General features: G+C 60.3%; 24 protein-coding genes and 1 tRNA gene. 13 read left to right on the top strand and 12 right to left on the bottom strand.

The window, feature by feature from the left end; all coding sequences use genetic code 11:
* Positions 1–672 (bottom strand): AzlC family ABC transporter permease (locus GIW28_RS28085; RefSeq protein WP_236490455.1); only part of this gene is annotated, 672 nt, incomplete at its 3' end.
* Positions 673–747: 75 nt separating this feature from the next.
* Positions 748–963: a hypothetical protein gene (locus tag GIW28_RS28090; protein ID WP_017138831.1), complete on the bottom strand. Its 216-nt coding sequence runs from the start codon at positions 961–963 to the stop codon at positions 748–750.
* Between the two features lie 179 nt (positions 964–1,142).
* Between GIW28_RS28090 and GIW28_RS28095 the strand changes: the two genes are divergently transcribed.
* The 10 genes from GIW28_RS28095 to GIW28_RS28140 all read left to right on the top strand — a co-directional run bounded on the left by GIW28_RS28095 (position 1,143) and on the right by GIW28_RS28140 (position 10,341).
* The gene (locus GIW28_RS28095) at positions 1,143–1,499 is read left to right on the top strand and encodes a metalloregulator ArsR/SmtB family transcription factor (protein ID WP_138454111.1); all 357 of its coding nucleotides are present in this window, start codon (positions 1,143–1,145) and stop codon (positions 1,497–1,499) included.
* A 19-nt stretch (positions 1,500–1,518) separates the two neighbouring features.
* Positions 1,519–2,802 (top strand): arsenic transporter, encoded by a 1,284-nt coding sequence (locus GIW28_RS28100; protein ID WP_017138833.1) that lies wholly within the window; start codon positions 1,519–1,521, stop codon positions 2,800–2,802.
* Positions 2,803–2,815: 13 nt separating this feature from the next.
* Positions 2,816–3,286 (top strand): arsenate reductase ArsC, encoded by a 471-nt coding sequence (locus GIW28_RS28105; RefSeq protein ID WP_236458995.1) that lies wholly within the window; start codon positions 2,816–2,818, stop codon positions 3,284–3,286.
* A 9-nt stretch (positions 3,287–3,295) separates the two neighbouring features.
* Positions 3,296–3,985: an arsenical resistance protein ArsH gene (arsH, locus tag GIW28_RS28110; protein WP_419789517.1), complete on the top strand. Its 690-nt coding sequence runs from the start codon at positions 3,296–3,298 to the stop codon at positions 3,983–3,985.
* Positions 3,986–4,033: 48 nt separating this feature from the next.
* Positions 4,034–4,825, top strand: a complete 792-nt coding sequence (locus GIW28_RS28115; RefSeq protein ID WP_236448088.1) for an AraC family transcriptional regulator — start codon at positions 4,034–4,036, stop codon at positions 4,823–4,825.
* Between the two features lie 74 nt (positions 4,826–4,899).
* On the top strand, positions 4,900–5,511 hold the full coding sequence (locus GIW28_RS28120) for a LysE family transporter (protein ID WP_017138838.1): 612 nt from the start codon (positions 4,900–4,902) through the stop codon (positions 5,509–5,511).
* Positions 5,512–5,829: 318 nt separating this feature from the next.
* The gene (locus GIW28_RS28125; protein WP_099549718.1) at positions 5,830–6,138 is read left to right on the top strand and encodes a hypothetical protein; all 309 of its coding nucleotides are present in this window, start codon (positions 5,830–5,832) and stop codon (positions 6,136–6,138) included.
* 235 nt (positions 6,139–6,373) lie between these two features.
* Positions 6,374–9,088, top strand: coding sequence for a magnesium-translocating P-type ATPase (mgtA, locus tag GIW28_RS28130; protein WP_236458993.1), 2,715 nt, complete (start codon positions 6,374–6,376; stop codon positions 9,086–9,088).
* A 65-nt stretch (positions 9,089–9,153) separates the two neighbouring features.
* Positions 9,154–9,501, top strand: coding sequence for a DUF2493 domain-containing protein (locus GIW28_RS28135; protein ID WP_026013827.1), 348 nt, complete (start codon positions 9,154–9,156; stop codon positions 9,499–9,501).
* A gap of 18 nt (positions 9,502–9,519) precedes the next feature.
* Complete coding sequence (locus tag GIW28_RS28140) at positions 9,520–10,341, top strand: hypothetical protein (protein WP_170037506.1); 822 nt, start codon at positions 9,520–9,522, stop codon at positions 10,339–10,341.
* Here the strand turns inward: GIW28_RS28140 and GIW28_RS28145 are convergent.
* Positions 10,338–11,051, bottom strand: a complete 714-nt coding sequence (locus GIW28_RS28145; RefSeq protein ID WP_236448030.1) for a tellurite resistance TerB family protein — start codon at positions 11,049–11,051, stop codon at positions 10,338–10,340. The two genes, GIW28_RS28140 and GIW28_RS28145, sit on opposite strands and share 4 nt — an antisense overlap.
* A 122-nt stretch (positions 11,052–11,173) precedes the next feature.
* Here GIW28_RS28145 and GIW28_RS28150 point away from each other — a divergent pair, with 122 nt between their 5' ends.
* Positions 11,174–11,701: a DinB family protein gene (locus GIW28_RS28150; RefSeq protein WP_017138844.1), complete on the top strand. Its 528-nt coding sequence runs from the start codon at positions 11,174–11,176 to the stop codon at positions 11,699–11,701.
* A gap of 2 nt (positions 11,702–11,703) precedes the next feature.
* On the opposite strand, the gene GIW28_RS28155 is transcribed toward GIW28_RS28150, so the two are convergent.
* A complete protein-coding gene (locus GIW28_RS28155; protein WP_017138845.1) occupies positions 11,704–12,162 on the bottom strand; it encodes a GFA family protein in 459 nt (152 codons plus the stop codon).
* A 184-nt stretch (positions 12,163–12,346) separates the two neighbouring features.
* Between GIW28_RS28155 and GIW28_RS28160 the strand changes: the two genes are divergently transcribed.
* On the top strand, positions 12,347–12,628 hold the full coding sequence (locus GIW28_RS28160; RefSeq protein WP_017138846.1) for a hypothetical protein: 282 nt from the start codon (positions 12,347–12,349) through the stop codon (positions 12,626–12,628).
* 65 nt (positions 12,629–12,693) lie between these two features.
* Here the strand turns inward: GIW28_RS28160 and GIW28_RS28165 are convergent, their stop codons facing one another.
* The 4 genes from GIW28_RS28165 to GIW28_RS28180 form a co-directional block, all read right to left on the bottom strand.
* Positions 12,694–13,929, bottom strand: a complete 1,236-nt coding sequence (locus GIW28_RS28165) for a c-type cytochrome (protein WP_236448031.1) — start codon at positions 13,927–13,929, stop codon at positions 12,694–12,696.
* Positions 13,930–13,931: 2 nt separating this feature from the next.
* The gene (locus GIW28_RS28170) at positions 13,932–14,471 is read right to left on the bottom strand and encodes a (2Fe-2S)-binding protein (RefSeq protein ID WP_017138848.1); all 540 of its coding nucleotides are present in this window, start codon (positions 14,469–14,471) and stop codon (positions 13,932–13,934) included.
* Entirely contained in the window at positions 14,464–17,295 is a 2,832-nt protein-coding gene (locus GIW28_RS28175; RefSeq protein WP_236458992.1) for a xanthine dehydrogenase family protein molybdopterin-binding subunit, read from the bottom strand. Before GIW28_RS28175 ends, GIW28_RS28170 begins: the two co-directional genes overlap by 8 nt.
* A gap of 376 nt (positions 17,296–17,671) precedes the next feature.
* Positions 17,672–17,758 (bottom strand) — tRNA-Leu (locus tag GIW28_RS28180).
* Positions 17,759–18,021: 263 nt separating this feature from the next.
* Here GIW28_RS28180 and GIW28_RS28185 point away from each other — a divergent pair.
* Entirely contained in the window at positions 18,022–18,432 is a 411-nt protein-coding gene (locus tag GIW28_RS28185) for a VOC family protein (protein WP_017138850.1), read from the top strand.
* Between the two features lie 58 nt (positions 18,433–18,490).
* Here the strand turns inward: GIW28_RS28185 and GIW28_RS28190 are convergent, their stop codons facing one another.
* The 4 genes from GIW28_RS28190 to GIW28_RS28205 all read right to left on the bottom strand — a co-directional run bounded on the left by GIW28_RS28190 (position 18,491) and on the right by GIW28_RS28205 (position 20,694).
* Positions 18,491–18,934, bottom strand: coding sequence for an anti-virulence regulator CigR family protein (locus GIW28_RS28190; RefSeq protein ID WP_236458990.1), 444 nt, complete (start codon positions 18,932–18,934; stop codon positions 18,491–18,493).
* Positions 18,935–18,988: 54 nt separating this feature from the next.
* The gene (locus GIW28_RS28195) at positions 18,989–19,540 is read right to left on the bottom strand and encodes a GNAT family N-acetyltransferase (RefSeq protein ID WP_176992174.1); all 552 of its coding nucleotides are present in this window, start codon (positions 19,538–19,540) and stop codon (positions 18,989–18,991) included.
* An 81-nt stretch (positions 19,541–19,621) separates the two neighbouring features.
* Positions 19,622–20,041 (bottom strand): hypothetical protein, encoded by a 420-nt coding sequence (locus GIW28_RS28200; RefSeq protein ID WP_017138852.1) that lies wholly within the window; start codon positions 20,039–20,041, stop codon positions 19,622–19,624.
* Positions 20,042–20,076: 35 nt separating this feature from the next.
* Positions 20,077–20,694 (bottom strand): fimbrial protein, encoded by a 618-nt coding sequence (locus tag GIW28_RS28205; protein WP_236490456.1) that lies wholly within the window; start codon positions 20,692–20,694, stop codon positions 20,077–20,079.
* Positions 20,695–20,828 lie beyond the last annotated feature (134 nt).

Below are 20,828 nucleotides of genomic sequence, written 5' to 3' on the forward strand. Positions count from 1 at the left end.
CTTGCAGGCAAACCCCGCACTCATGCCCAACACCCCGGACACCACCACCGCCGACTCCCAGTGCAAAAAGCTCAACCACACCGAAAACAGCAACGACACCGCCACGCACACAACCGTCGGCACATCACGCACCACGGGTGTGATCAACGCGATAAAGGTGGCGGCAATCGAAAACTCCAACCCCAACTGGTCAAGCCCGGGAATGCTTTTGCCAAGCACGATGCCAGCCAGGGTGAAGAGGTTCCAGGCGATGTAGAACGTCAGGCCCACCCCCAGCGCATACCAGCGATTGAACGTCTCGCGGTCATAGTGGTTGACCAGCGCGAAGAACTCATCGGTCAGCAGAAAGCCCAGGCTCATGCGCCAGCGGGCGTTGAGTGACGAGAGTGTCGGGCGCATGTGCATGCCGTAGAGCAAATGTTGGGAAGTCAGCAGCAGCGTGGTCAGCACGATCGAGATCAGGCTGGCGCCGCTCTTGACCATGCCGATGGCCACCAGCTGCGCGGCACCGGCAAACACGATGGCGGACAAGCCCTGGGCCTGCAGCGGGGTAAACTGCGCATCAATGGCCATGGAGCCGGCGAGCAGCCCCCACGGCGCACAGGCCAGGGATAACGGGATAACGGCGATAGCGCCGCGGGCGAAGGCGTAATGCGGTAAGGCAGTGGGCATGGAGACGGCTCATCGACAGACAGTCGACAAGCATGCCAGCGTTTAAAGCGGGTTGTCTTGAACGATCTTGCTCACTCAGGCGAGCTTGACCGATACCTGCTCCACCGAGTCGCGCGCCTCACGCAATTCATGGGCGTCCTGATTGAGCCGGTGAATGGTGTTGAGCAGGCGTTGGCGCAGCACTTCATCGCCGAGCTTTTCGACGGCGCGCATCAGGTCAAACGCCGCGGTTTCGTTATTGTCCGCGACGGAATCGAGGGTCTTGCGCAGGTTGCGAGTGGCACGGGTCACGCGGGTTCATCCTTCATCAGCAATGGGCAGGCACTTTAGGACATTCGTGTTTCATTTTAATTTCAGTCACTTGTGGTGGATTGAGCGGGGTTTGATCCACATCAATCGAATTCAGGAATTGACCTACATATATGTATATTCGTATATTCGGATAACCATATACAAAGAAGACCCTGATCATGTCGGCCCCCTTCTCACCGCCCACCCTGTTCAAATGCCTGGCTGACGCGACTCGCGCCCGCTTGACGTTATTGATCCTGCGCGAAGGCGAACTTTGCGTGTGCGAACTGATCCATGCTCTGGACGACAGCCAGCCAAAGATCTCCCGGCACCTGGCGCAACTGCGCAGTTGCGGGCTGCTGCTGGATCGTCGTCAGGGCCAATGGATCTACTACCGCATCAACCCGGCACTGCCCGCCTGGGTCACGCAAGTGCTGGACACTACCTTGCAAGCCAACCAACCCTGGTTGCACCACGACGCGCAGCGTCTTGATGCCATGGGTGACCGACCACAACGGGCCAGCACCTGCTGCTGAGCCATCGGAGCGTTTATTCATGCTTGTCGCAATTGGCATTTTTATCTTCACCATCGTTCTGGTCATCTGGCAGCCCAAAGGCCTTGGGGTCGGCTGGAGTGCAAGCATGGGCGCCATTCTGGCCCTGGCCTGCGGGGTGATCAGCCTGGCGGATATTCCGGTGGTGTGGCACATCATCTGGAACGCCACCGGCACCTTCGTTGCGCTGATCATCATCAGCCTGTTGCTCGACGAGGCCGGCTTCTTTGCCTGGACCGCTCTGCACGTGGCGCGCTGGGGCCGTGGGCGTGGCCGGCGGCTGTTTGCCTATATGGTGTTGCTGGGCGCGCTGGTCTCGGCGCTGTTTGCCAACGACGGCGCCGCGTTGATCCTCACGCCCATCGTCATGTCGATGCTGCTGGCCTTGCGCTTTTCCCCGGCGGCCACCCTGGCGTTTGTCATGGGCGCTGGGTTTATCGCGGATACCGCGAGCTTGCCGCTGGTGGTGTCGAACCTGGTGAATATCGTCTCGGCGGATTACTTCAAGATCGGCTTCAACGAGTACGCAGCAGTAATGGTGCCGGTGAACTTCGTCAGTGTCGCCGCCACCCTTGCGGTACTGCTGTGGTTCTTTCGCCGCGATATTCCCCAGGCCTACGACCCGGCCGACCTGGAAGACCCCGCCAGCGCCATCCATGATCGTGCGACCTTCCGCGCGGGCTGGTGGGTGCTGGGTATCTTGCTGGTGGGTTGTTTCGCGCTAGAGCCGCTGGGCATTCCCATCAGTGCAATTTCCGCCGTGTGCGCCGTATTGCTGCTGGTGATCGCCGCCAAGGGCCACAAGATCTCTACGCGCAAAGTGTTGAAAGAAGCGCCGTGGCAGATCGTGGTGTTTTCCCTGGGCATGTACCTGGTGGTCTACGGCCTGCGTAACGCCGGCCTGACCACCTACCTCGCGACCTGGCTCGACACTTTTGCCACCTACGGCGTGTGGGGCGCGGCCATGGGCACCGGCGTGCTGACGGCGCTGTTGTCGTCGGCGATGAACAACCTGCCGACGGTGCTGATCGGCGCGCTGTCGATCGAGTCCAGCCATGCCGTGGGCGTGGTCAAGGACGCGATGATCTACGCCAACGTGATCGGCAGCGACCTGGGCCCCAAAATCACTCCGATCGGCAGCCTGGCCACCTTGCTGTGGCTGCATATCCTGGCGCGCAAAGGCATCACCATCACTTGGGGTTATTACTTCAAGGTCGGCATCGTGCTGACCTTGCCGGTGCTGTTGATCACCCTCGCCGCCCTCGCCTTGCGCCTGAGTCTCTGAAGGAAATACCGCTATGAAAGTCCTGTTCATGTGTACCGCCAACAGCTGCCGCAGCATCTTGTCCGAGGCGATGTTCAACCACCTGGCGCCGCCAGGTTTCAAGGCGATCAGCTCCGGCAGCTTTCCCAAGGGCCAGGTGCTGCCGCGCAGCCTGAGCACGTTGCAGGCAGCGGGCATCAGTACCGAAGGTCTGTACAGCAAGGGCAATGAGGCCTTTGAGGGCAGCCCGCCGGATGTGGTGATTACCGTGTGCGATAAAGCTGCGGGTGAAGCCTGCCCGGTGTATTTCGGGCCGGCGGTGAAGGCGCACTGGGGGTTGGAAGACCCGTCGGATGTTCAGGGTGACGAGGCCCGTGTAGACGCCGCCTTCAAGGCCACGCTCAGCACCATCGAAAGGCGTTGCAAGGCGTTCCTGGCCTTGCCCTTCGCCCAACTCAGCGCTGCCGAGTTGAAGGCAGAACTGGCCCGCATCGCAGCGCTTTAACCGGAGGACATAATGACCACGCTGCCCAACCTCAACAGCACCCTCGCAGGCCCGCTGCCTGTCGGGCCAGGCCACCCGCCGCGCATCCTGCTGCTTTACGGCTCCACACGCCCGCGCTCATTCAGCCGCTTGCTGGTGGAAGAAGCCGCGCGGCTGTTGCGCCACTTCGGAGCCGACACGCGAATTTTCAACCCTTCGGGCCTGCCGTTGCCCGACGATGCGCCCATCGATCACCCTAAAGTCCAGGAGCTGCTGGACCTGATGCAATGGTCCGAAGGCCAGGTGTGGTGCTCGCCCGAGCGCCACGGTTCGATGTCGGCAGTGTTCAAGGCCCAGCTCGACTGGGTGCCGCTGGCCCTCGGCGCCGTTCGCCCGACCCAGGGCAAAACGCTGGCGGTGATGCAGGTGTCCGGCGGCTCGCAATCGTTCAATACCGTCAATCAACTGCGCGTGCTGGGGCGCTGGATGCGCATGTTCACGATCCCCAACCAATCCTCGGTGCCCAAGGCGTTCATGGAGTTCGATGACCAGGACCGCATGAAACCATCGGCGCTCTACGATCGCGTGGTGGATGTGATGGAAGAGTTGGTGAAGTTCACCGTTTTGCTGCGTGATCGCCCGGACCTGGTGGACCGCTATTCGGAGCGCAAGGAAAGCGCCGATGAGCTGTCGCAGCGTGTCAACCAACGGTCGATTTGAGCAGCCCTGCTGGCGTATGCTCGTGCCAACCGCATCCTGAGCTGAATCATGAGCACTCTGCACCACGCCTTGCTGGGCAACTACGAAGTCAGCAGTACAGCCTGCACGGGCCTGACCTTTGCCAGACACAGCCATGATGAGTGTGTAATCGGCGTCAACCTGGTCGGTGAGGAAAAGGTCTGGCTGGACCGCCGCGAATTCGAGGCCGGGCCGGGCAGCATTACCCTGTATAACCCCGGTCAGATTCAGGGCGGCGGCGCGGCGCAAGGCGCGCCTTGGCACTTTGTCAGCCTGTATGCCACAGCCGATCAGCTGGCGGCTGACCTTGGGTTGGCGCAGCTGGAGTTCGATCGCTCGTTGTGCTTCCAACCTGATCTGGCGCAGCGCCTGGCTGTAGCGGTGAAAGGCGCCTTGAGTACCGATGCATTGGTCCGCGATCTCAATGAAGAGGCGTTGGTGTTGCTACTGGGTGAAGTGGTCGGCGTCAGTGGTGTACGTGTGCCTGGCAGCATGGCAACGGGCAAAAGCATGATCAACCGAGCCCAGGAATTGCTCGCTGCACACTTGCATCAAGGGTTGCCTCTAGGCCACCTCGGCGATGAGCTGGGATTGTCCAAATTCCATCTGCTGCGCGCTTTCCAGAAGGAAACCGGACTCAGCCCGCGCCAGTGGGCGATGCAACTGCGCACCCGCCGCGCCAAAAGCCTGTTGCGCAACGGGGTGGCGGCCGGCGAAGTCGCCCATGACTTGGGCTTTGCTGACCAAAGCCACCTCAACCGCCATTTTCGCGCCGCCTATGGCATCACGCCCGGCCGCTATCAAAGCGTGTTGAAGCGCTGAACAGCGCAATCTGGTTCAAGACGAACGCTTTCCCCATCGCCACACTGCCTGGACTTTCTTGAAGGAACGCGGGCATGTTAACGATCTTCTTTTATGCGCTGGTATTCGGTTTTGTGTTTTGCCTCTCGCCCGGTGCCGTGCTGGCGGAAACGTTGCGCCGTGGCTTGCTGCACGGTTTTACCCCGGCCTTGCTGGTGCAGATCGGCTCGCTGGTAGGCGATGCGGTGTGGGCGGTGATCGGTCTCACCGGCATTGCCTTGCTGATCCAGCATGACGCGGTGCGTGTGCCCCTGACGGTGGTCTGCGCGCTGTACCTCGCCTGGCTGGGTATCCGCAGCTTGATTGATGCCTGGCGCTTGCCCGAGGCGAGCGACGCGCCCGCCAGCTCCGGGAAAAATGCGCTGGCGGTGGGCGCGGCGATTTCACTGGCTAACCCGAAAAACATCGTCTATTGGGGCGCGCTGGGCAGCGCCTTGTCCGGCATCGTCGGGGCTGCGCCCAGCCATGGGCAAACGCTGATGTTTTTTGCAGGCTTTATGCTGGCCTCGGTGTTGTCCTGCTTTCTGATTGCAGCGTTGGTCAACCTGCTGCGCAAGAACGCCTCAGCGTTATGGCAACGCATCAGTTATGGCGCCTGTGGTGTGGTATTGATTTATCTGGCAGTTCTGGCCGCGCAAGGCATATGAAGTTATATAAGGTGAAACTTGTCTGCGCCTCTTATCTGAATGAACTCTGAACACAGGGTAATTTAACTCATCCTGCGTTGACATTTTGCAACCAGCTAAGTAGATTGCCCCTGCCCACAACTGGGGCCTTTTTTAAACCTCACAAAAGAAGCCAATGGACACAGTATCTAGTCGCTGTCCGAGCACCGTTCACGCGGGCATCGGGCGCCAAACCCAGAATATGACAGGACTCGCCTTCCAGGTCCGGTAAGCTGCGCTAGAGCTTGATGCTCCACCGTAACTGCCTCACCGGTCGCCCGTCCGGTCCCGAGGTGTGTTATGACCTTTCAACTGATTGTTTTGCCTGACATTCGCACGCTAGCCGCAGCCCTGCGCGCCAAGCTGTGCCGCGAGCCCGCTGGCTTTTCACCTACCCGCTCGGCCTTTGCTGCACCCTCTCCCCTAGCCAGTAAAGATCAGCTGCGCCCAGCTCCCCCGCTGGCGCACTGGCGTGTCTGCCCTGCCAGCGGCCAATTGCTGCAGCACTGGGACCACGCCGACCCTCAAGACCCGCAGAGACCTCAGGTTTCCACCCTGGCTCAAGCCAGCCTGTTGCTCGGTTTTTACCTGAGCAATCGCGCCGCTTAAACCAGCTGGAAACAGCAACTTCCTGATAATTATTCTGGAGTTCGTTATGAACACATCCAGTAGTAGCCCGCTGCGCGCCAGTTAACTAACGCGCACTTGGCGGGCGCTGTAGAAGTTATGTGAACACCCTATTTAAACCGATCGCGAAGTCCGCGGCTCGGCATGCTTTCGCTCGCCTGTATTCAGGTAAGTACCGGGTATGTTTTGTCGAGAATTGGCGACAGGAGTACAGACAATGAGCGCCGTAAAAAACACGCCTCTGCACAAAAAGAATGGCACCGACACCGACACCAAACTGTCGATGCGTGCCGCCCGTGAAGCCCAGAACGGCCTGTCGGCCACCCTCGCCAATGTGCGTGCCACCCAGGACGGCCTGACCGAACTGGACGCCTCGGCACGTCTGCAACGCGAAGGCTACAACGAAGTGGCCCACGACAAGCCGCCTCACGCCATCGTCCAGTTCCTGCAGGCACTGAACAACCCGTTCATCTATGTACTGCTGACGCTCGCCGGGATCAGCTTTGTCACTGACTACTGGTTACCATTGCAGGCCGGTGAAGAAGTGGATTTGACCAAGGTCATCATCATCATGACCATGGTGCTGCTCAGCAGCCTGCTGCGTTTCTGGCAGGAGCACCGCTCGGCCAAATCCGCCGAAGCCCTCAAAGCCATGGTGCGCACCACCGCCACCGTATTGCGCCGCGAGCAAGTCGGCAGCCAGCCGATCCTGCGCGAAGTGCCGATGCGCGACCTGGTCGCCGGTGACATCGTGCAGCTGTCTGCCGGCGACATGATTCCGGCCGATATCCGCCTGATCGAATCCCGCGACCTGTTTATCAGCCAGGCCGTGCTGACCGGCGAAGCCTTGCCGGTAGAGAAGTACGACACCCTGGGCGATGTCACGCAAAAATCCGCCTCTACACTGGCGGCCGACCAAGGCAACCTGCTGGACCTGCCGAACATCTGCTTCATGGGCACCAACGTGGTCAGCGGCCGCGCCAAGGCCGTGGTGGTCGCTACCGGGCCGCGCACTTACTTCGGCTCCCTGGCCAAGGCAATTGTCGGCTCCCGCGTGCAAACCGCCTTCGACCGTGGGGTGAACAGCGTCAGCTGGCTGTTGATCCGCTTCATGCTGGTGATGGTGCCGATCGTGTTCTTCCTCAATGGCTTATCCAAAGGTGACTGGGGCGATGCCTTCCTGTTTGCCCTGGCGGTTGCCGTGGGCCTGACCCCGGAAATGCTGCCGATGATCGTCAGCGCCAACCTGGCCAAAGGCGCAACGGCCATGGCCAAGCGCAAAGTGGTGGTCAAGCGCCTCAATGCGATTCAGAACTTCGGTTCGATGGACGTGTTGTGCACCGACAAGACCGGCACGCTGACCCAGGACAAGATCATCCTCGAGCATCACGTCAACGCCTTCGGCCAGCGTGATGACGCAGTGCTGTCCCTGGCCTGGCTCAACAGCTTCCACCAGAGCGGCATGAAGAACCTGATGGACCAGGCCGTGGTGCAGTTCTCGGAGCAGAACCCCAAGTTCCAGTTGCCACTGGCCTACAGCAAGGTCGATGAACTGCCGTTCGACTTCGTACGCCGTCGCTTGTCGATTGTGGTGCGCGACACGGCCGGCGACCAGTTGCTGGTGTGCAAGGGCGCCGTGGAAGAGATGTTGAGCATCTCCACGCACATGCTCGAAGGTGGCACCGCCGTGCCGCTGGATGATCAACGCCGTGAAGAACTGTTGGCATTGGCCAACGACTACAACGAAGACGGCTTCCGCGTCTTGGTGGTGGCGACCCGCAATATCCCTAAATCCATGGCGCGCCAGCAGTACACCACGGCCGATGAGCGCAACCTGGTGATCCAGGGTTTCCTGACCTTCCTTGATCCACCCAAGGAAACCGCAGGCCCGGCGATTGCCGCACTGCAACAAATCGGCGTAGCGGTAAAAGTGTTGACCGGTGACAACGCTGTGGTCACCAGCAAGATCTGCCGCCAGGTCGGCCTCGAACCCGGCCAGCCGCTGCTGGGTGTGGAAATCGAAGCGATGGACGATGCCACGCTGCTGCGTCGCGTCGAAGAACGCACAGTGTTTGCCAAGCTCACGCCACTGCAGAAGTCCCGCGTACTCAAAGCCTTGCAAGCCAACGGCCACACCGTGGGCTTCCTCGGCGACGGTATCAACGATGCCCCGGCGCTGCGTGATGCCGACGTGGGTATTTCGGTGGACAGCGGCACCGATATCGCCAAGGAATCGGCCGATATCATCCTGCTGGAAAAGAGCCTGATGGTGCTCGAAGAAGGCGTGCTCAAGGGCCGCGAAACCTTCGGCAACATCATGAAGTACCTGAACATGACCGCCAGCTCCAACTTCGGCAACGTGTTCTCGGTGCTGGTGGCCAGTGCGTTCATCCCGTTCATGCCGATGCTGGCGATTCACCTGCTGCTGCAAAACCTGATGTACGACATCTCCCAGCTGGCCTTGCCGTGGGACAAGATGGACAAGGAATACCTGGCCAAACCGCGCAAGTGGGATGCGAAAAACATCGGCCGCTTCATGATCTGGATCGGGCCGACCTCGTCGATCTTCGACATCACCACCTTTGCGCTGATGTGGTACGTGTTCAGTGCCAACAGCGTAGAAATGCAGACGCTGTTCCAGTCCGGCTGGTTTATCGAGGGCCTGCTCTCGCAAACCCTGGTGGTGCATATGTTGCGCACCCGCAAGATCCCGTTCTTCCAGAGCACGGCTGCCTGGCCGGTGTTGATGATGACCACCATCGTCATCTGCCTGGGGATCTACGTGCCGTTCTCGCCGCTGGGCACCCTGGTGGGCCTGGAGCCGCTGCCGCTGGCGTACTTCCCATGGCTGGTCGGTACCCTGCTCGCCTACTGCTGCGTGGCCCAACTGATGAAAACGATCTACATCCGCCGCTTCAAGCAGTGGTACTGATCACCCCCGCCGTTTAAACGGTGGCGGTCGCCCGATCGCCACCGTGCATCACAAGGACCCTGACTATGCGCATCCTGATCTGTGCAGGTCGTCATTACGCCGACACCAAAAAGACCCGCCAAGTGCTGGACGCCTACCACCGCTTGCGCCCGGTGCAGGTATTGATACACGGCGGCAACCAGTTCCTGGGCAGCGACATCGAGGAATGGGCGCGGGAAATGAGCATCGACGTGGTGCGCTACCCGCCCAATTGGCAACGCCACGGCAAGCAGGCGGAACGCCAGCGCAACCATTTCATGCTCGCCGACAGCCGCCCCGACGTGATCATCGCCCTGCCGGGTGGTGACGACACTTCGGAGCTGGTCTGCCAGGCCAAAGCCAGCGGCATTTCGGTGCTGACCGTAGAAAGCTGAATTCAAGCGAGGTGCATCATGCACAAAAAACACAGCCCTGACCGTCACGACGGGTTTGCCAAATATCGCGCGCGCCATTATCGCGGCGCTCGCCACACCCTGCTGTTGCTGCCACCGGCCAAGCGCCGCGCGCTGCAACGTAACCTGATATTTATCGGCACCACACTGGGCCTTATTTTACTGATCGCGCTGTTTTCCAAAGCCCAGGCGGCCGGCGGCTCCTATGTGGTCGACGACGGCGGGATCAACGATCCGGGCGAGTGCAGCGTCGACGCCTGGTACACCGCCAACCGGCATCAAGGCAACATTCATAACCAGACGCTTAACCCGGCGTGTACCTTCAGCGCGCTACCTGCCGTGGAATGGAGTGCAGCACTGTCGCGCGCCAGCAATGCGGGGGATGCCGAGACGCAAATCAGCCCGCAGGTAAAGGCCCAAGTGTGGTCGCAGGAGGCGTTGGGGCTGCAAATCGCGGTGTCTGCCACCAGCCACTTTGCCCTGGACCGCCAGCATGCATTCGACGGCGCGGACTTTAATGTACCGTTGACCTGGCAACCGGTGCAGGCATTGCGCCTGAGCCTCAATGGCGGCTGGACCCATGCCTACAACGGCGGTGAACAAAACCACCGCCTGACGTGGGGCGCAGGCTTTGAGTACCAGTTGGCAGACGCGCTCACGCTGATCGGGGAGCGCTACGGCCAGGAAGGCGGCGACCAGGCTTGGCAGGCCGGGCCGCGGTTCCATGTGGGCAAGCTGGTGGATGTGGATGTAGTGGTCGGGCAGAGCCTCACCGGTGATCACAACCAATGGTTGACCACCGGCGCGACCGTGCGTTTTTAAGGTTTTTTAGCTTGCTGCTCCAGGTGTAGTTGCAACTCTGGTTCGAGTCGCAACTGCGCCGCCAGTTCGTCTAGATAGCTGCGCTCCTTCGGCGCCTGGTCATTGACCAGCATCACGCTGGCCAGGTAGACCTCGGTCGCCAGCGCCGGGTCAGCGGCATATTCGGCAAAATCGGCGGCGTTCAGCGGCTTGGCGACTTCTTCGTCGAGCCACTGCTGCAATTGAGGGTCGTCGGTATGGCGGCCTATCTCGGCTGAGATCATTTGCTTTTCGTTGTCATCGATACTGTCGTCGGCCTTCGCTGCCGCGATCAGAGCGCGTAACACCGCATGGCTATGAGCTTGCGCTTCCTGACCATCTAGCTGGTCAACCGTCTGGATGGCTTGCTGCGGTGCGCTGGCCTGCTGGCGTTGCCAGGCCTGGTACGCCTGGAAAGCCGCCATGCCCAAGGAGGCCAATGCTGCGTAGTTCATCCCACCGGAGCGCGTTTGGGGGGTGCCACCTGCAGGTGCACCGCCCAACAATCCGCCCAGGCCACCTAATAAACCACCCAGCCCGCCACCTGCCGAAGCGTTGGTGCCACTGGCGGAGCTGTTCAACAAGCCGCCCAGCAAACCACCCAGGCCGCCGAGCCCACCGCCCTGCGCACCGCCTGAGCCGCCTTGCTGGCTGGCACGCAGCAGTTGTTCCAGTAAATTGCCGGTATTCATGGTGTCACTCTCCCGCAGCGTAATATTGGCGTTCAACAACCATAGCCCGCCTGCGCAGGAACACCAAGACCGCCGAGCGGGCACGCCTTATGATGGCCTCACCACGTTGAAGGAGAAACCTTGTGAACCGTCTTGAGCACATAGTGTTGATGGCTGACTACAACCAGTGGATGAACCGCAAAGTCTATGCCGCCGCCAGCCAGCTTACCGACGCAGAGCTGACCACGGACCGGCAGGCGTTCTTCGGCTCGATCCTCGGCACACTCAATCACCTGGCGCTGGGGGACACGGTGTGGCTCAAGCGATTTGCCGAGCATCCGGCAGGCTTTGCCCGGCTGGCGCCATTAACGTCGATTGCCACGCCCTCTGACTTGAAGCAACTGGCTTTCGCCAACCTGCGCGAGCTGGCGGCCCGCCGCACCTGGCTGGACCAACTGATCATCGACTGGGCCAACAGCCTGCGCGAGCCCGATCTGGACCAACGCTTGCAGTACCACAACATGCGCGGCGTGGCGAACCACAAGCCGTTCTTCGCGCTGCTGGTGCATTTTTTCAACCACCAGACCCACCACCGGGGCCAGGCAACCACGTTGCTGACCCAGGCGGGCGTGGACGTCGGTGATACCGACTTGCTAGCCCTGATTGATTGAACTCAGCGGGCACTGAAGGTGGCGTAAGCCTGCATCAAGCGCGGGAAGTCCTGCGGCTCGGGCAGTTGCGCGAAGCTTTCGAGCGCCGGCGTCGCGGCCCAAGGCAGTTTTTCGCTGGTCCAGGTTTCCATGAACGGCACGTAATCGCGGGCGTTATCCAGCAAGGTTGCGCGCACATTGACGAACTCATCGATGCCATGGGGGCGCGTAAACAGCCAGCTCATGCAGTGCGGGCAGCAATAATGGCGGTCCACGCCGTGCAAGCCACCTATCACCGGGCAACCCTGGGTCACGGTGAAGCCTGCGGCCGGAATCAACGCGCTAAGGGAAAACGCACTGGCGGTCATCTTCTGGCAGCCGTTGCAATGGCACGCCATGGTGATTACCGGCGGCAAACTCACACTGAAACGCACCCGGTTACAACGGCAACTACCTTCCAGCGGCAAGGTTTCGACGCTCATCACTCACTCCTTTTCATGATTGTTGGCACCGCAGGGTAACGTGAACTGCCCCCGGAATAAAACCGAACGCCGCGCCGCCTGCGAGGTCACAACCCTGAGGGCGCGGGGTTGTTTGCCCGCGCCCTGCCCACGCGCCGCCGCTGCTTTATGGCCGCGCGTACCCCCATAAGAAGGAGACGCTTACATGGTCACTCACTTCAAGGTCGCCGGGCATCTGGCTTGCGGCCATCACGGCACCAACCTCACCTCCAGCACCGAGCTGAACCGAGTCAAATGCCGCACCTGCCGCAATACCGACGCCTACAAAGAAGCGCGCCGCACCCAGCGCAACGCTGCCCGCCGCTCCGCGCGCAAAGCCAAAACCCATACTGCCGTTGACTGGCGCAGTGCCTGGACGCAACGCCTCACCGACTTGCCTGGGCTGCAGCGCCTGCCACGCGGTTTCAGTGGGCAGCCATTTGTCTGAGCTGTTCAGGCGTTGAAAACAGATTAACCCGGTTCCCATCTGGATCCTGCAGCAGATGCTAGATGTCAGTGCGCCTTGTGCTCGGCTGGCGGTGCATCGGCCTGCAACTTCTGCACGTCGCTGACCGCCAGCTCCCTCGACTGGCCACCCCAACCCTGGCGCAGATAGTTGAGCAGGTCGGTCAGCTGTTGGTGATTGAGCTTGTCGGCAAAGCCCGGCATCGGTTGCATGCGCTCGAACCCGGTGAATTGCTGCTCGCCGATGCCGTCCTCGATCACCCGCAGCAGGTTGCGCGGGTCTTCCAGGCGCAGCGTGGTGTTGCCGCGCATGGCCACCGCGATGTGCGGCTTGCCCTCGCCGTTCGGCGCGTGGCAACCGGCGCAGACGTTCAGATAGTCCTGGCGGCCGCGTTGGGCGCTTGGGCTCATGGCGTCCAGCGACGTCTCGCTCAGCACCTTGGCCACCGGCGGTTGATCGCCCAGCAGGAAAGTCGCCATGGCGGCCAGGTCCGGATCGCTCAGGCCCTGGGTGCTGTTGTGGAACACCGGGAACATCTCATTGAACATCGTGCCCTGGGCACTCATGCCGTGCTTGAGGAACGTGCTCAGGTCCTGATGATTCCAGCCGCGAGCGGCCAGGTCATTGGCCAACAGGCTGGGTGCCAGATAGCCATTGAGCAGGCCGCCGGTCAGGCGTTTATCCTGCTGCATTGCGCCGGGCAACCCGCGTGGCGTGTGGCATTCGCCGCAGTGGCCGAGCACCTCGACCATGTATTGGCCACGCTGGAATGCTTCACTTTTGCCCTCGGTCGGGGCAAGTTTTACATCCTTGCCGTAGAGCATGTTCCAGCCCATCAGGCCCAGACGCACGTTGAACGGAAAGCTCAGGCGGGTAACCGGCGCCGCACGCTCGATAGGCTCGATGGTTTTCAGGTACGCATGGATCGCGTCCGAATCTGCACGGGGCATCAGGTGGTACGAGGTGTACGGCATTGCCGGGTACAGATTCGCGCCGTCCCGGCGTTTGCCTTCAGTGAGCGCGGCGAAGAATTCGTCATCGGTGTACAGGCCAATGCCGTGCTCTTTGCTCGGGGTGATGTTGGTGCCATAGATGGTGCCGAACGGCGAAATGATCGGCAGACCGCCTGCAAACGGTGCGCCACCCGGTGCGGTGTGGCAGGCCATGCAGTCAGCGGCGCGGGCGAGGTATTCGCCGCGTTTGACTTGATCGTCCGCGTGCGCCAACACCACCGGCGCGGCCAGGCCAACCGCCAGCGCAAGACGGGAAAGTAGTTGCTTCATGCTTAACCCTCCTTGACCAGGCCGAGATCGGTCAGCACGTTGCGGGTCGCGTTGTAGTAACGCACGTAGCCGGTGCAGCGGCAGATGTGGTGGCCGAGGCTGTCCTCAATGACTTTTTCCAGCTGGCTTTTGACGATGGGCTGACGCTGCAGCTTCTCGACCAGCACGGTCGCGGCATTGACAAAACCCGGCGCGCAGTAGCTGCACTGGAAGGCGAATTCATCGACAAAACGCTGCTGGATCGGGTTCAGCTCAGTGACTTTACCCTGATCGTCGCGGGTTGCGTGGCCTTCGATGGTGCGGACTTTTTTGCCTTCGAAATAGTGTGCCCCCGTGATGCAGGTGCGCACTTCTTCGCTGGTGCCGTCCGGGTTGTCGACGATCACCACACAGGCGTGGCAAATGCCCTGGCCGCAGCCGAGGCGCGAGCCGGTGAGGTTTTTGTATTCGTGCAGGTAATCGATCATCGGCAGGTCATCAGGGATGTCCACCGGGCCGACGGATTGACCGTTGAGGGTCAGTTGAAACGGACGGTTAGCCATTGAGGGCCTCCTTGATGCGCGCAGAAGTGATGGGCAGGTCGCGGACACGTTTGCCGATGGCGTGGGCCACGGCGTTACCGATGGCGCCGACAATCGGGATCATCACCACTTCGGCAATGCCCTTGGACGGGTCGCTCGGCGACAGCGGCGCCAGGATTTCGGCCGTCTGGTTCCACACCGCAACGTGGCGGGCCATCGGCAAACGGTAACGGTTGAAATTCCAGTCACCCTCCCCCGGCCCGCCTTCGTACAGCGGCATCTCTTCCATCAACGCATGGCCAATGCCCATGGCGATCCCGCCTTCGAGCTGACCCTTGACCAGCTCTTCCACCAGCACCCGACCGCACTCGACCCACGAGTGATGGTTGAGCACTTGCACGTCGGCGGAGCCCTTGTTCACTTTCAATTCCACCAGCGTCGCGACCGGGCTGTAGTAAGTCACCGCCGCGTTGTTCAACTGGGTGTCCGGGTAGTGGACGTTCTGGCGATCCAGCAGGTGGAAACCGTTGCTGGTCATTTGCGCCTGTTTCGCCTTCGGCGCGCCGTCGCCGTACTTCACGGCCAGACCGTCGAGCGGCAGGCGTTCACGCACGCCGTCGATGCTGTAATCGGCCTCGGCCCAGCTCCAGCGGTTGAAGCCGTGCACGGTAGCGCCGGTCACCAGGCCTTTTTCATGGGCGTGTTTGGCCAATTGCGCAAAACTCAGCGGCTGCATGCCGTTGGCGGTGAGTTTGCCGTCAACCCAATGCGCGTCTTCGCGGCGCACCACATACGGGTTGGCCTGGCCGCCGTAAGGGCCTTGGCCCCAGATCTGCAACGCCGCCGGCCACAGGCCGTGGTTGAACAGCACCCGAGAGGCTTCACGGGTGGCGTGGCTGAAGTAATACGCAGAATTGGTCGCCGACGAGGCCGACGCCAGTTTGCCGACCCAACGTGGGTTGCGCAAAAAACCATCCTGCTCGGCCTGGCTCATGACGTAAGGGTTGCCGCCCGTGATCAGTTGCAACTCTTGCCATTCGGTTTCGCCGGTCTTCACTTGCGTGGCCGGAATGCCGATGAAATCCGCCACCACCAGCGCTTGCGAGGTGGACATGCCGGTGCCGATTTCAATGCCGATATGGCGCAACGTCACGTGGCCTTCGGCGGTGAATTCGATGCTGGCCATCGGTGCCTCGGAACCGGTGCCGAAGTCTTTCTGGCAGATGGCAAAACCCACGCCATACCAGTTATCCGGGTCAGCGGCTTCGCGCGTCTTTTTGATCTGGTCGCGGTTTTTCCAGACGTCGTGGGCAGCCGCTTTGTCGAGAATCTCGTGTAAGCGCAATGCCCCGGCCGGCACCGCGCCCTGGGTGTTTTTCATGCCCGAGAGCATGGCGTTTTTCTTGCGCAGGTCGATGGCGTCGATGCCCAGACGCCCGGCGATTTCGTCGACCATCATCTCGGTCGAGGCCATGCTCTGCAGGGTGCCGTAACCGCGCATCGAACCCGCTTCAACCGCGCGGGAATGGTAGGCCGTGACCTGCAAATCGTTCTGCGGCATGTAGTAGATCGACTGCGCTGCCGTGGCGCCAACCGCCGCCACCGAAGGGCTGTAGTTGATCCGCCCGCCACCGTCGACGTTCATCTCGGCGCGGAAAATCTGGAAACTGTGATCGTTTTTGTCCACCGCCAATTGGTAGCGAATGTCGAAGGGGTGACGCTTGATGCCGCTCTGGAACTGCTCATAGCGGTCGTTGGCCAGGCGCACCGGCACACCGGCGCCATACAACGCGGCCAGGGCTGCGTAGTAGACAAAAATGTTGTGGTCCTTGGAACCGTAACCGACGGTGTAACCCGGGTGCATGTTCAGATTCGCCAGGCCGAAGCGCGATGGCGCGATCATTTTTGCGGTTTCGGTGGCGGCTTCCAGCGGGCATTGGGTCGCGACAACAAAGTGCAAGGTTTTGGTGGCCGGGTCGTACCAGCCGTTGCCGTTGTCCGGCTCCATCGCCGCCGGTTCAATCGACGGGGTTTTGTAGCGCTCGTCGAACACCAGCCAGTTGTCGGGCGGCGCGTCGATTTGCTGCTGCATCCGGTCGGCGTAAAACAGCCCGCGCTCGGTCAGGTTGCCGTGCAGGTCCGGCTGGGAATTCCACACCGGGCGACGGTTTTTCAGCATGGGGAACAGGATCGAATCCTTGAGGCTGGCGAATTCATCCTCGTCCGCCGAGGTCGCACCGCCGACGCGCACGTAGCGGAAGCTGCCGTATGGGTCACGTTCGTAGTACGGCACCTGGGCGCCGTAACGGATGGCTTTGTCATTGAATTTGAGTTTGGCCTTGGCCTGGCGGAAACGCTCGAAGTCGTTCCAGATCAGGATCGCCACAGGGTGACCGATGAACATCGGCACCTTGCCTTCCGGCAGCAGCGGATCCGGCGCGTGTTCTTCCGGGAAGACGATACCGTCCTTGTCCAGGTCGGCGGCGGTCACAATGCGGTCAGGCTGCAAATCGGCACCGAGCCACGACAGATCGTAGCCGGCGTAGATGCGATCGGCCTTGGTTGTTTTCAGCAACATGGCGTGGCCCTGCTGCTGCGGCCAGCCCGGCATGTCCTTGGCGCGGATGTCGCGGGCAAAGACTTTGCTGCCGCAGACCTTGGACAAGGCGTCGTTACGCGAGCGCGCCTTGCCGTTGTTGCCCAGCCATTGCTCGGACGGCACGGTCACGCTGTTTTCCATCAAGGCAGCCAGCGCCTGGGTGCTGAGCGGTGTAAGCGTCACGCTCACACCCGCCACCAGCCCGCCCTGAAGGAACGAGCGCCGGGAGATATCACGGTTGGACATGGATCATCCTCTGGGCGGTTATGGGTCCGCCCTTTTAGTTATGTTCTGGGGGTCTCGATCCTTGCAGGAGCGCTTTCGCTGGAAACAAAAGGCTGGAGTTGACAGTGCAAAGCTGACCGAAAGGTTAACTTTATAGGTTTCTGCGCCTGCCGCAAACAATCTGTTACAAAAACCGAACAAAGAATCAACGCGTTGCCGCTTTGCTCTGAGTAAAAGCAAAGGTCGCGAAGGATCAGGGGAATGTCAGGAGGGATACACACGCAAAAGGATCGGCAAACAGGTCATGCCGACAAAACGAGCGGTGGAGTTTTCTAATTTGGGGTAGCACAAACGAAAAAGGGCTCGCATGAAAAATCATGCAAGCCCTTGATATCTATGGTGCCCGAACCCGGAATCGAACCGGGACGCCCTTACGAGCGGGGGATTTTAAGTCCCATGCGTCTACCAGTTTCGCCATTCGGGCGGTAGCGCGGTGTTGCAGGGTTGGGAATATATAGACCCCGGCGCTTGGATGCAAGGTCGAGGCGCACCTTTATCGTGCTCATCCTGAGCTGAAAAACCTTGTCAGATCAGTGATCTACGCAGCCAACCTGGCATTGCACCAAGCGGGTTGGCGGACTGTCCTGGGCCGATGCCACGGGTTAAATGCAGCACTCGTTTTCCAGAATCAGCTAAGTTGAAGACTTTGGCGACACCAAAACCAATGATCAAACAGGAATGATCGCAATGCGCACCTTTTCAATCCAACATATAGATCATGTTGTTTTACGCGTGAAAGACATCACCCGCAGCCTGGCGTTTTACACCTCGGTACTGGGCTGTGAGGTCAAAAAACGCCGTGACGACCTCGGCATGATCCACCTGAGTGCCGGGACGTCCCTGATTGACCTGGTCGATGTGAACGGGTCGATCGGCCGTGAGGGTGGGGAGCCGGCGGGCAAGCAGAGGCATAACGTCGATCACGTTTGCCTCAGGGTTGAGCCTTTTGATGAGTCCGCGATTCTCAACCACTTGGCTGAGGCGGGTGTGTTTGCGGAAAAGGCGCAGAAGCGCTATGGCGCAGACGGGACAGGCTGGTCGATTTACTTCAACGATCCAGATGACAACCGGATCGAGCTGAAGGGCCCTGCCATTTAGTCTGGTTGCTTAGAGGGCGGCGAACGATACGTTTATCGTGCGCCAGGCTTTCAGCGCACTAGTCAAAAGCGCCGTTAAGCACTTCGTAGATGATCCCGGAAGCAATTGCCACGAGGATCAAATCCGTGCCTGCCTGCTGCCATTCGTAGCCGTCGTAATGAGGCAGCCTGCCGAGTAATCGGCCGTCCAGTTTTTTTGCGATCCCTGGAGGCAGCGGCTTTCCTCGAGCGAGGTTCTTTTGTACGCCAGGTGGCAGTGATGGGCCAGGCCGCCAATAATCACGATAGCCACCCAGCACGCCTAGCACGCTGCCTCGATCAATGCTGGGAGCATATTGCGAATCGCCGCCTTTGCCCTTCTTGCCCTGCCCCCCATGGCCGTTGCCGTTGCCGTTGCCATGGCCTTGCCCCTTCCCGTTACCAGGATCAGCCAACGCCGTCGCCGAGCCCGCGACCAGGGCAATGCAAGTGATGACGACTACCAACGAGCGAGATTTGAACATGATCATTCACTCCAGAAGGGACTGCCCTTTTGAATATAGATCGAATTGCCGAAATCAGTAGCGCTCGCCCATTACGGAGCGCTCAAATGCAGCCCGCTCAACTTTATAAAAACGATTCTCTTGCGAACGCCCTGCGAAGGTTTTTATTGAGGTATGCGAAAGCTGCCCGCCGATTTTCTCCATCGCCCGCTGCGAGCGAATATTGTCGGCGCCGACGTGGAACCATACGGTATCGACCCACTGAAAGGCGTGCTTGAGCATCAGTTGTTTAAGCTCGCCATTGGCCCCGCCGCCCCATTTTTCACGGGCCAGAAACGTGTAACCGATGGCCACCTCACGTTGCGGCTCACTGAAGTCATAGTAACGAGAGCTGCCCACCACCCTGTTGCTCTCAAGGTCGATCACCACCAGTACGCTGGGGGATGCCAGCGCCTGCTCGAACCATTCGCGAAACACCGGTTCCTGGTAGCGCGTGGGGCTGGGGTGCTGGGCCCAGATCAACGGGTCGCAGGCGACGCCATACAGGGCCTCGAAATCCCCGGTTTCCAGCGGGCGCAGCTCAAGTAACACACCCTTGATGGAGGGCGGTATGGGTAGCGATTGCATCACTGTACTCCAGGCGCTGACAGTGCCAGATCATCGCGCATGGGCGATGGCATTCGCAACAACCGGTGAGCCACCGTGAAGCTACACCCCCACTTCTCTGTTGCGTGCAGTGGCCACAAGGCTGGGATCAACCCTGGCCATGAGCTGGGTGAGCGTGTCGAGGTCCGGCAACGGCAATGCACTGATCAATACCTTGTCCTGACGGCACACCAGAAACGCCGGGATACCCGATTGCCTTTCATCGTAGATCATTGCGTAACGCACGTACGGGTTGTCCATGCAGAACGAAAACAGATCAAATTTCACGCCTTTCACCAGTGAAGCGTTGATGATCAGCAGGTCCAAGGGTTCGCAGTCATACTCCAGCGCGCTTAATACCTCCTCCAGCCGGTGCATCGGCGCAATCCGGTAGTAACCCAGATGGTTCAGGGCACGCTCGATCCTCAACCGGGAGAAATGCTGGTCATCTGCGATCAGAATCCTGAGTGCTTTATTTGGCATCTTTCGCATCCTCGCGATTAGTCTTACGTACTCCATCACTGATAAATAATCGTAAACGTTGCCGACGCGTTGGCCGGCCCCGGCGTGACCTTGGACTGGGTTTGCAGATAACGTGCGCGCAACGGGATTGAATAGCTGCCCTCGGTCGCTCGCAGGGCCAGGCCACTGTTTTGATTCGTCGCTAAAGGCAAGCCGATTCCGTTAGGGGTTGCAACCTGCACACCTACGCCTGTGGCGGCAGGTGCACTGCCGCCCGTTGTAGAGTCGAGGCTCAGCACGCCATTGCCGCCGTTGATCGCAGTCCGCGCCGGGTCGACGCGATATTGCAGGGTGTTATTGACCACGGTGCCAGGCGTGCTGCTGCCGGAGGGTGAATTGCCGCTCTGGGAAATCCAACCGGGACCTGTGGTCCTGAAGGTCCCCGTAAACGCCGGGCAATCATTTAATCGAATGGCAAAATCGACCCAGGCGCTGGCAGTGTTGACTCCCGTAAATGTCTTGGTCTGATGTGTACCCATAGGGACGTTCACATCCGGCGTGCTGCAGGTGCGCGAGACAATCTGGATAGTGCCGGAGATACCCATTTTGAAGCCCAGCATTCTGGCGTCGCCAAAACTGCCAAATAGGCTCACGGTCGGCAACGTATTGCCCACCAACACGCCCGGTTACACATCGCCCAGTTTGATTAATACCAATTCAAAATTGGAAGGTCCGTCAAACGGGACCAGGCACCGCCAGCCCGGCGTACACGAGGTCCAAATTTTGCTCGTTGCCCTTGGCAGAGGGC

It is taken from the genome of Pseudomonas sp. PA-5-4B (assembly GCF_021606215.1).
Lineage (GTDB): Bacteria > Pseudomonadota > Gammaproteobacteria > Pseudomonadales > Pseudomonadaceae > Aquipseudomonas > Aquipseudomonas edaphica.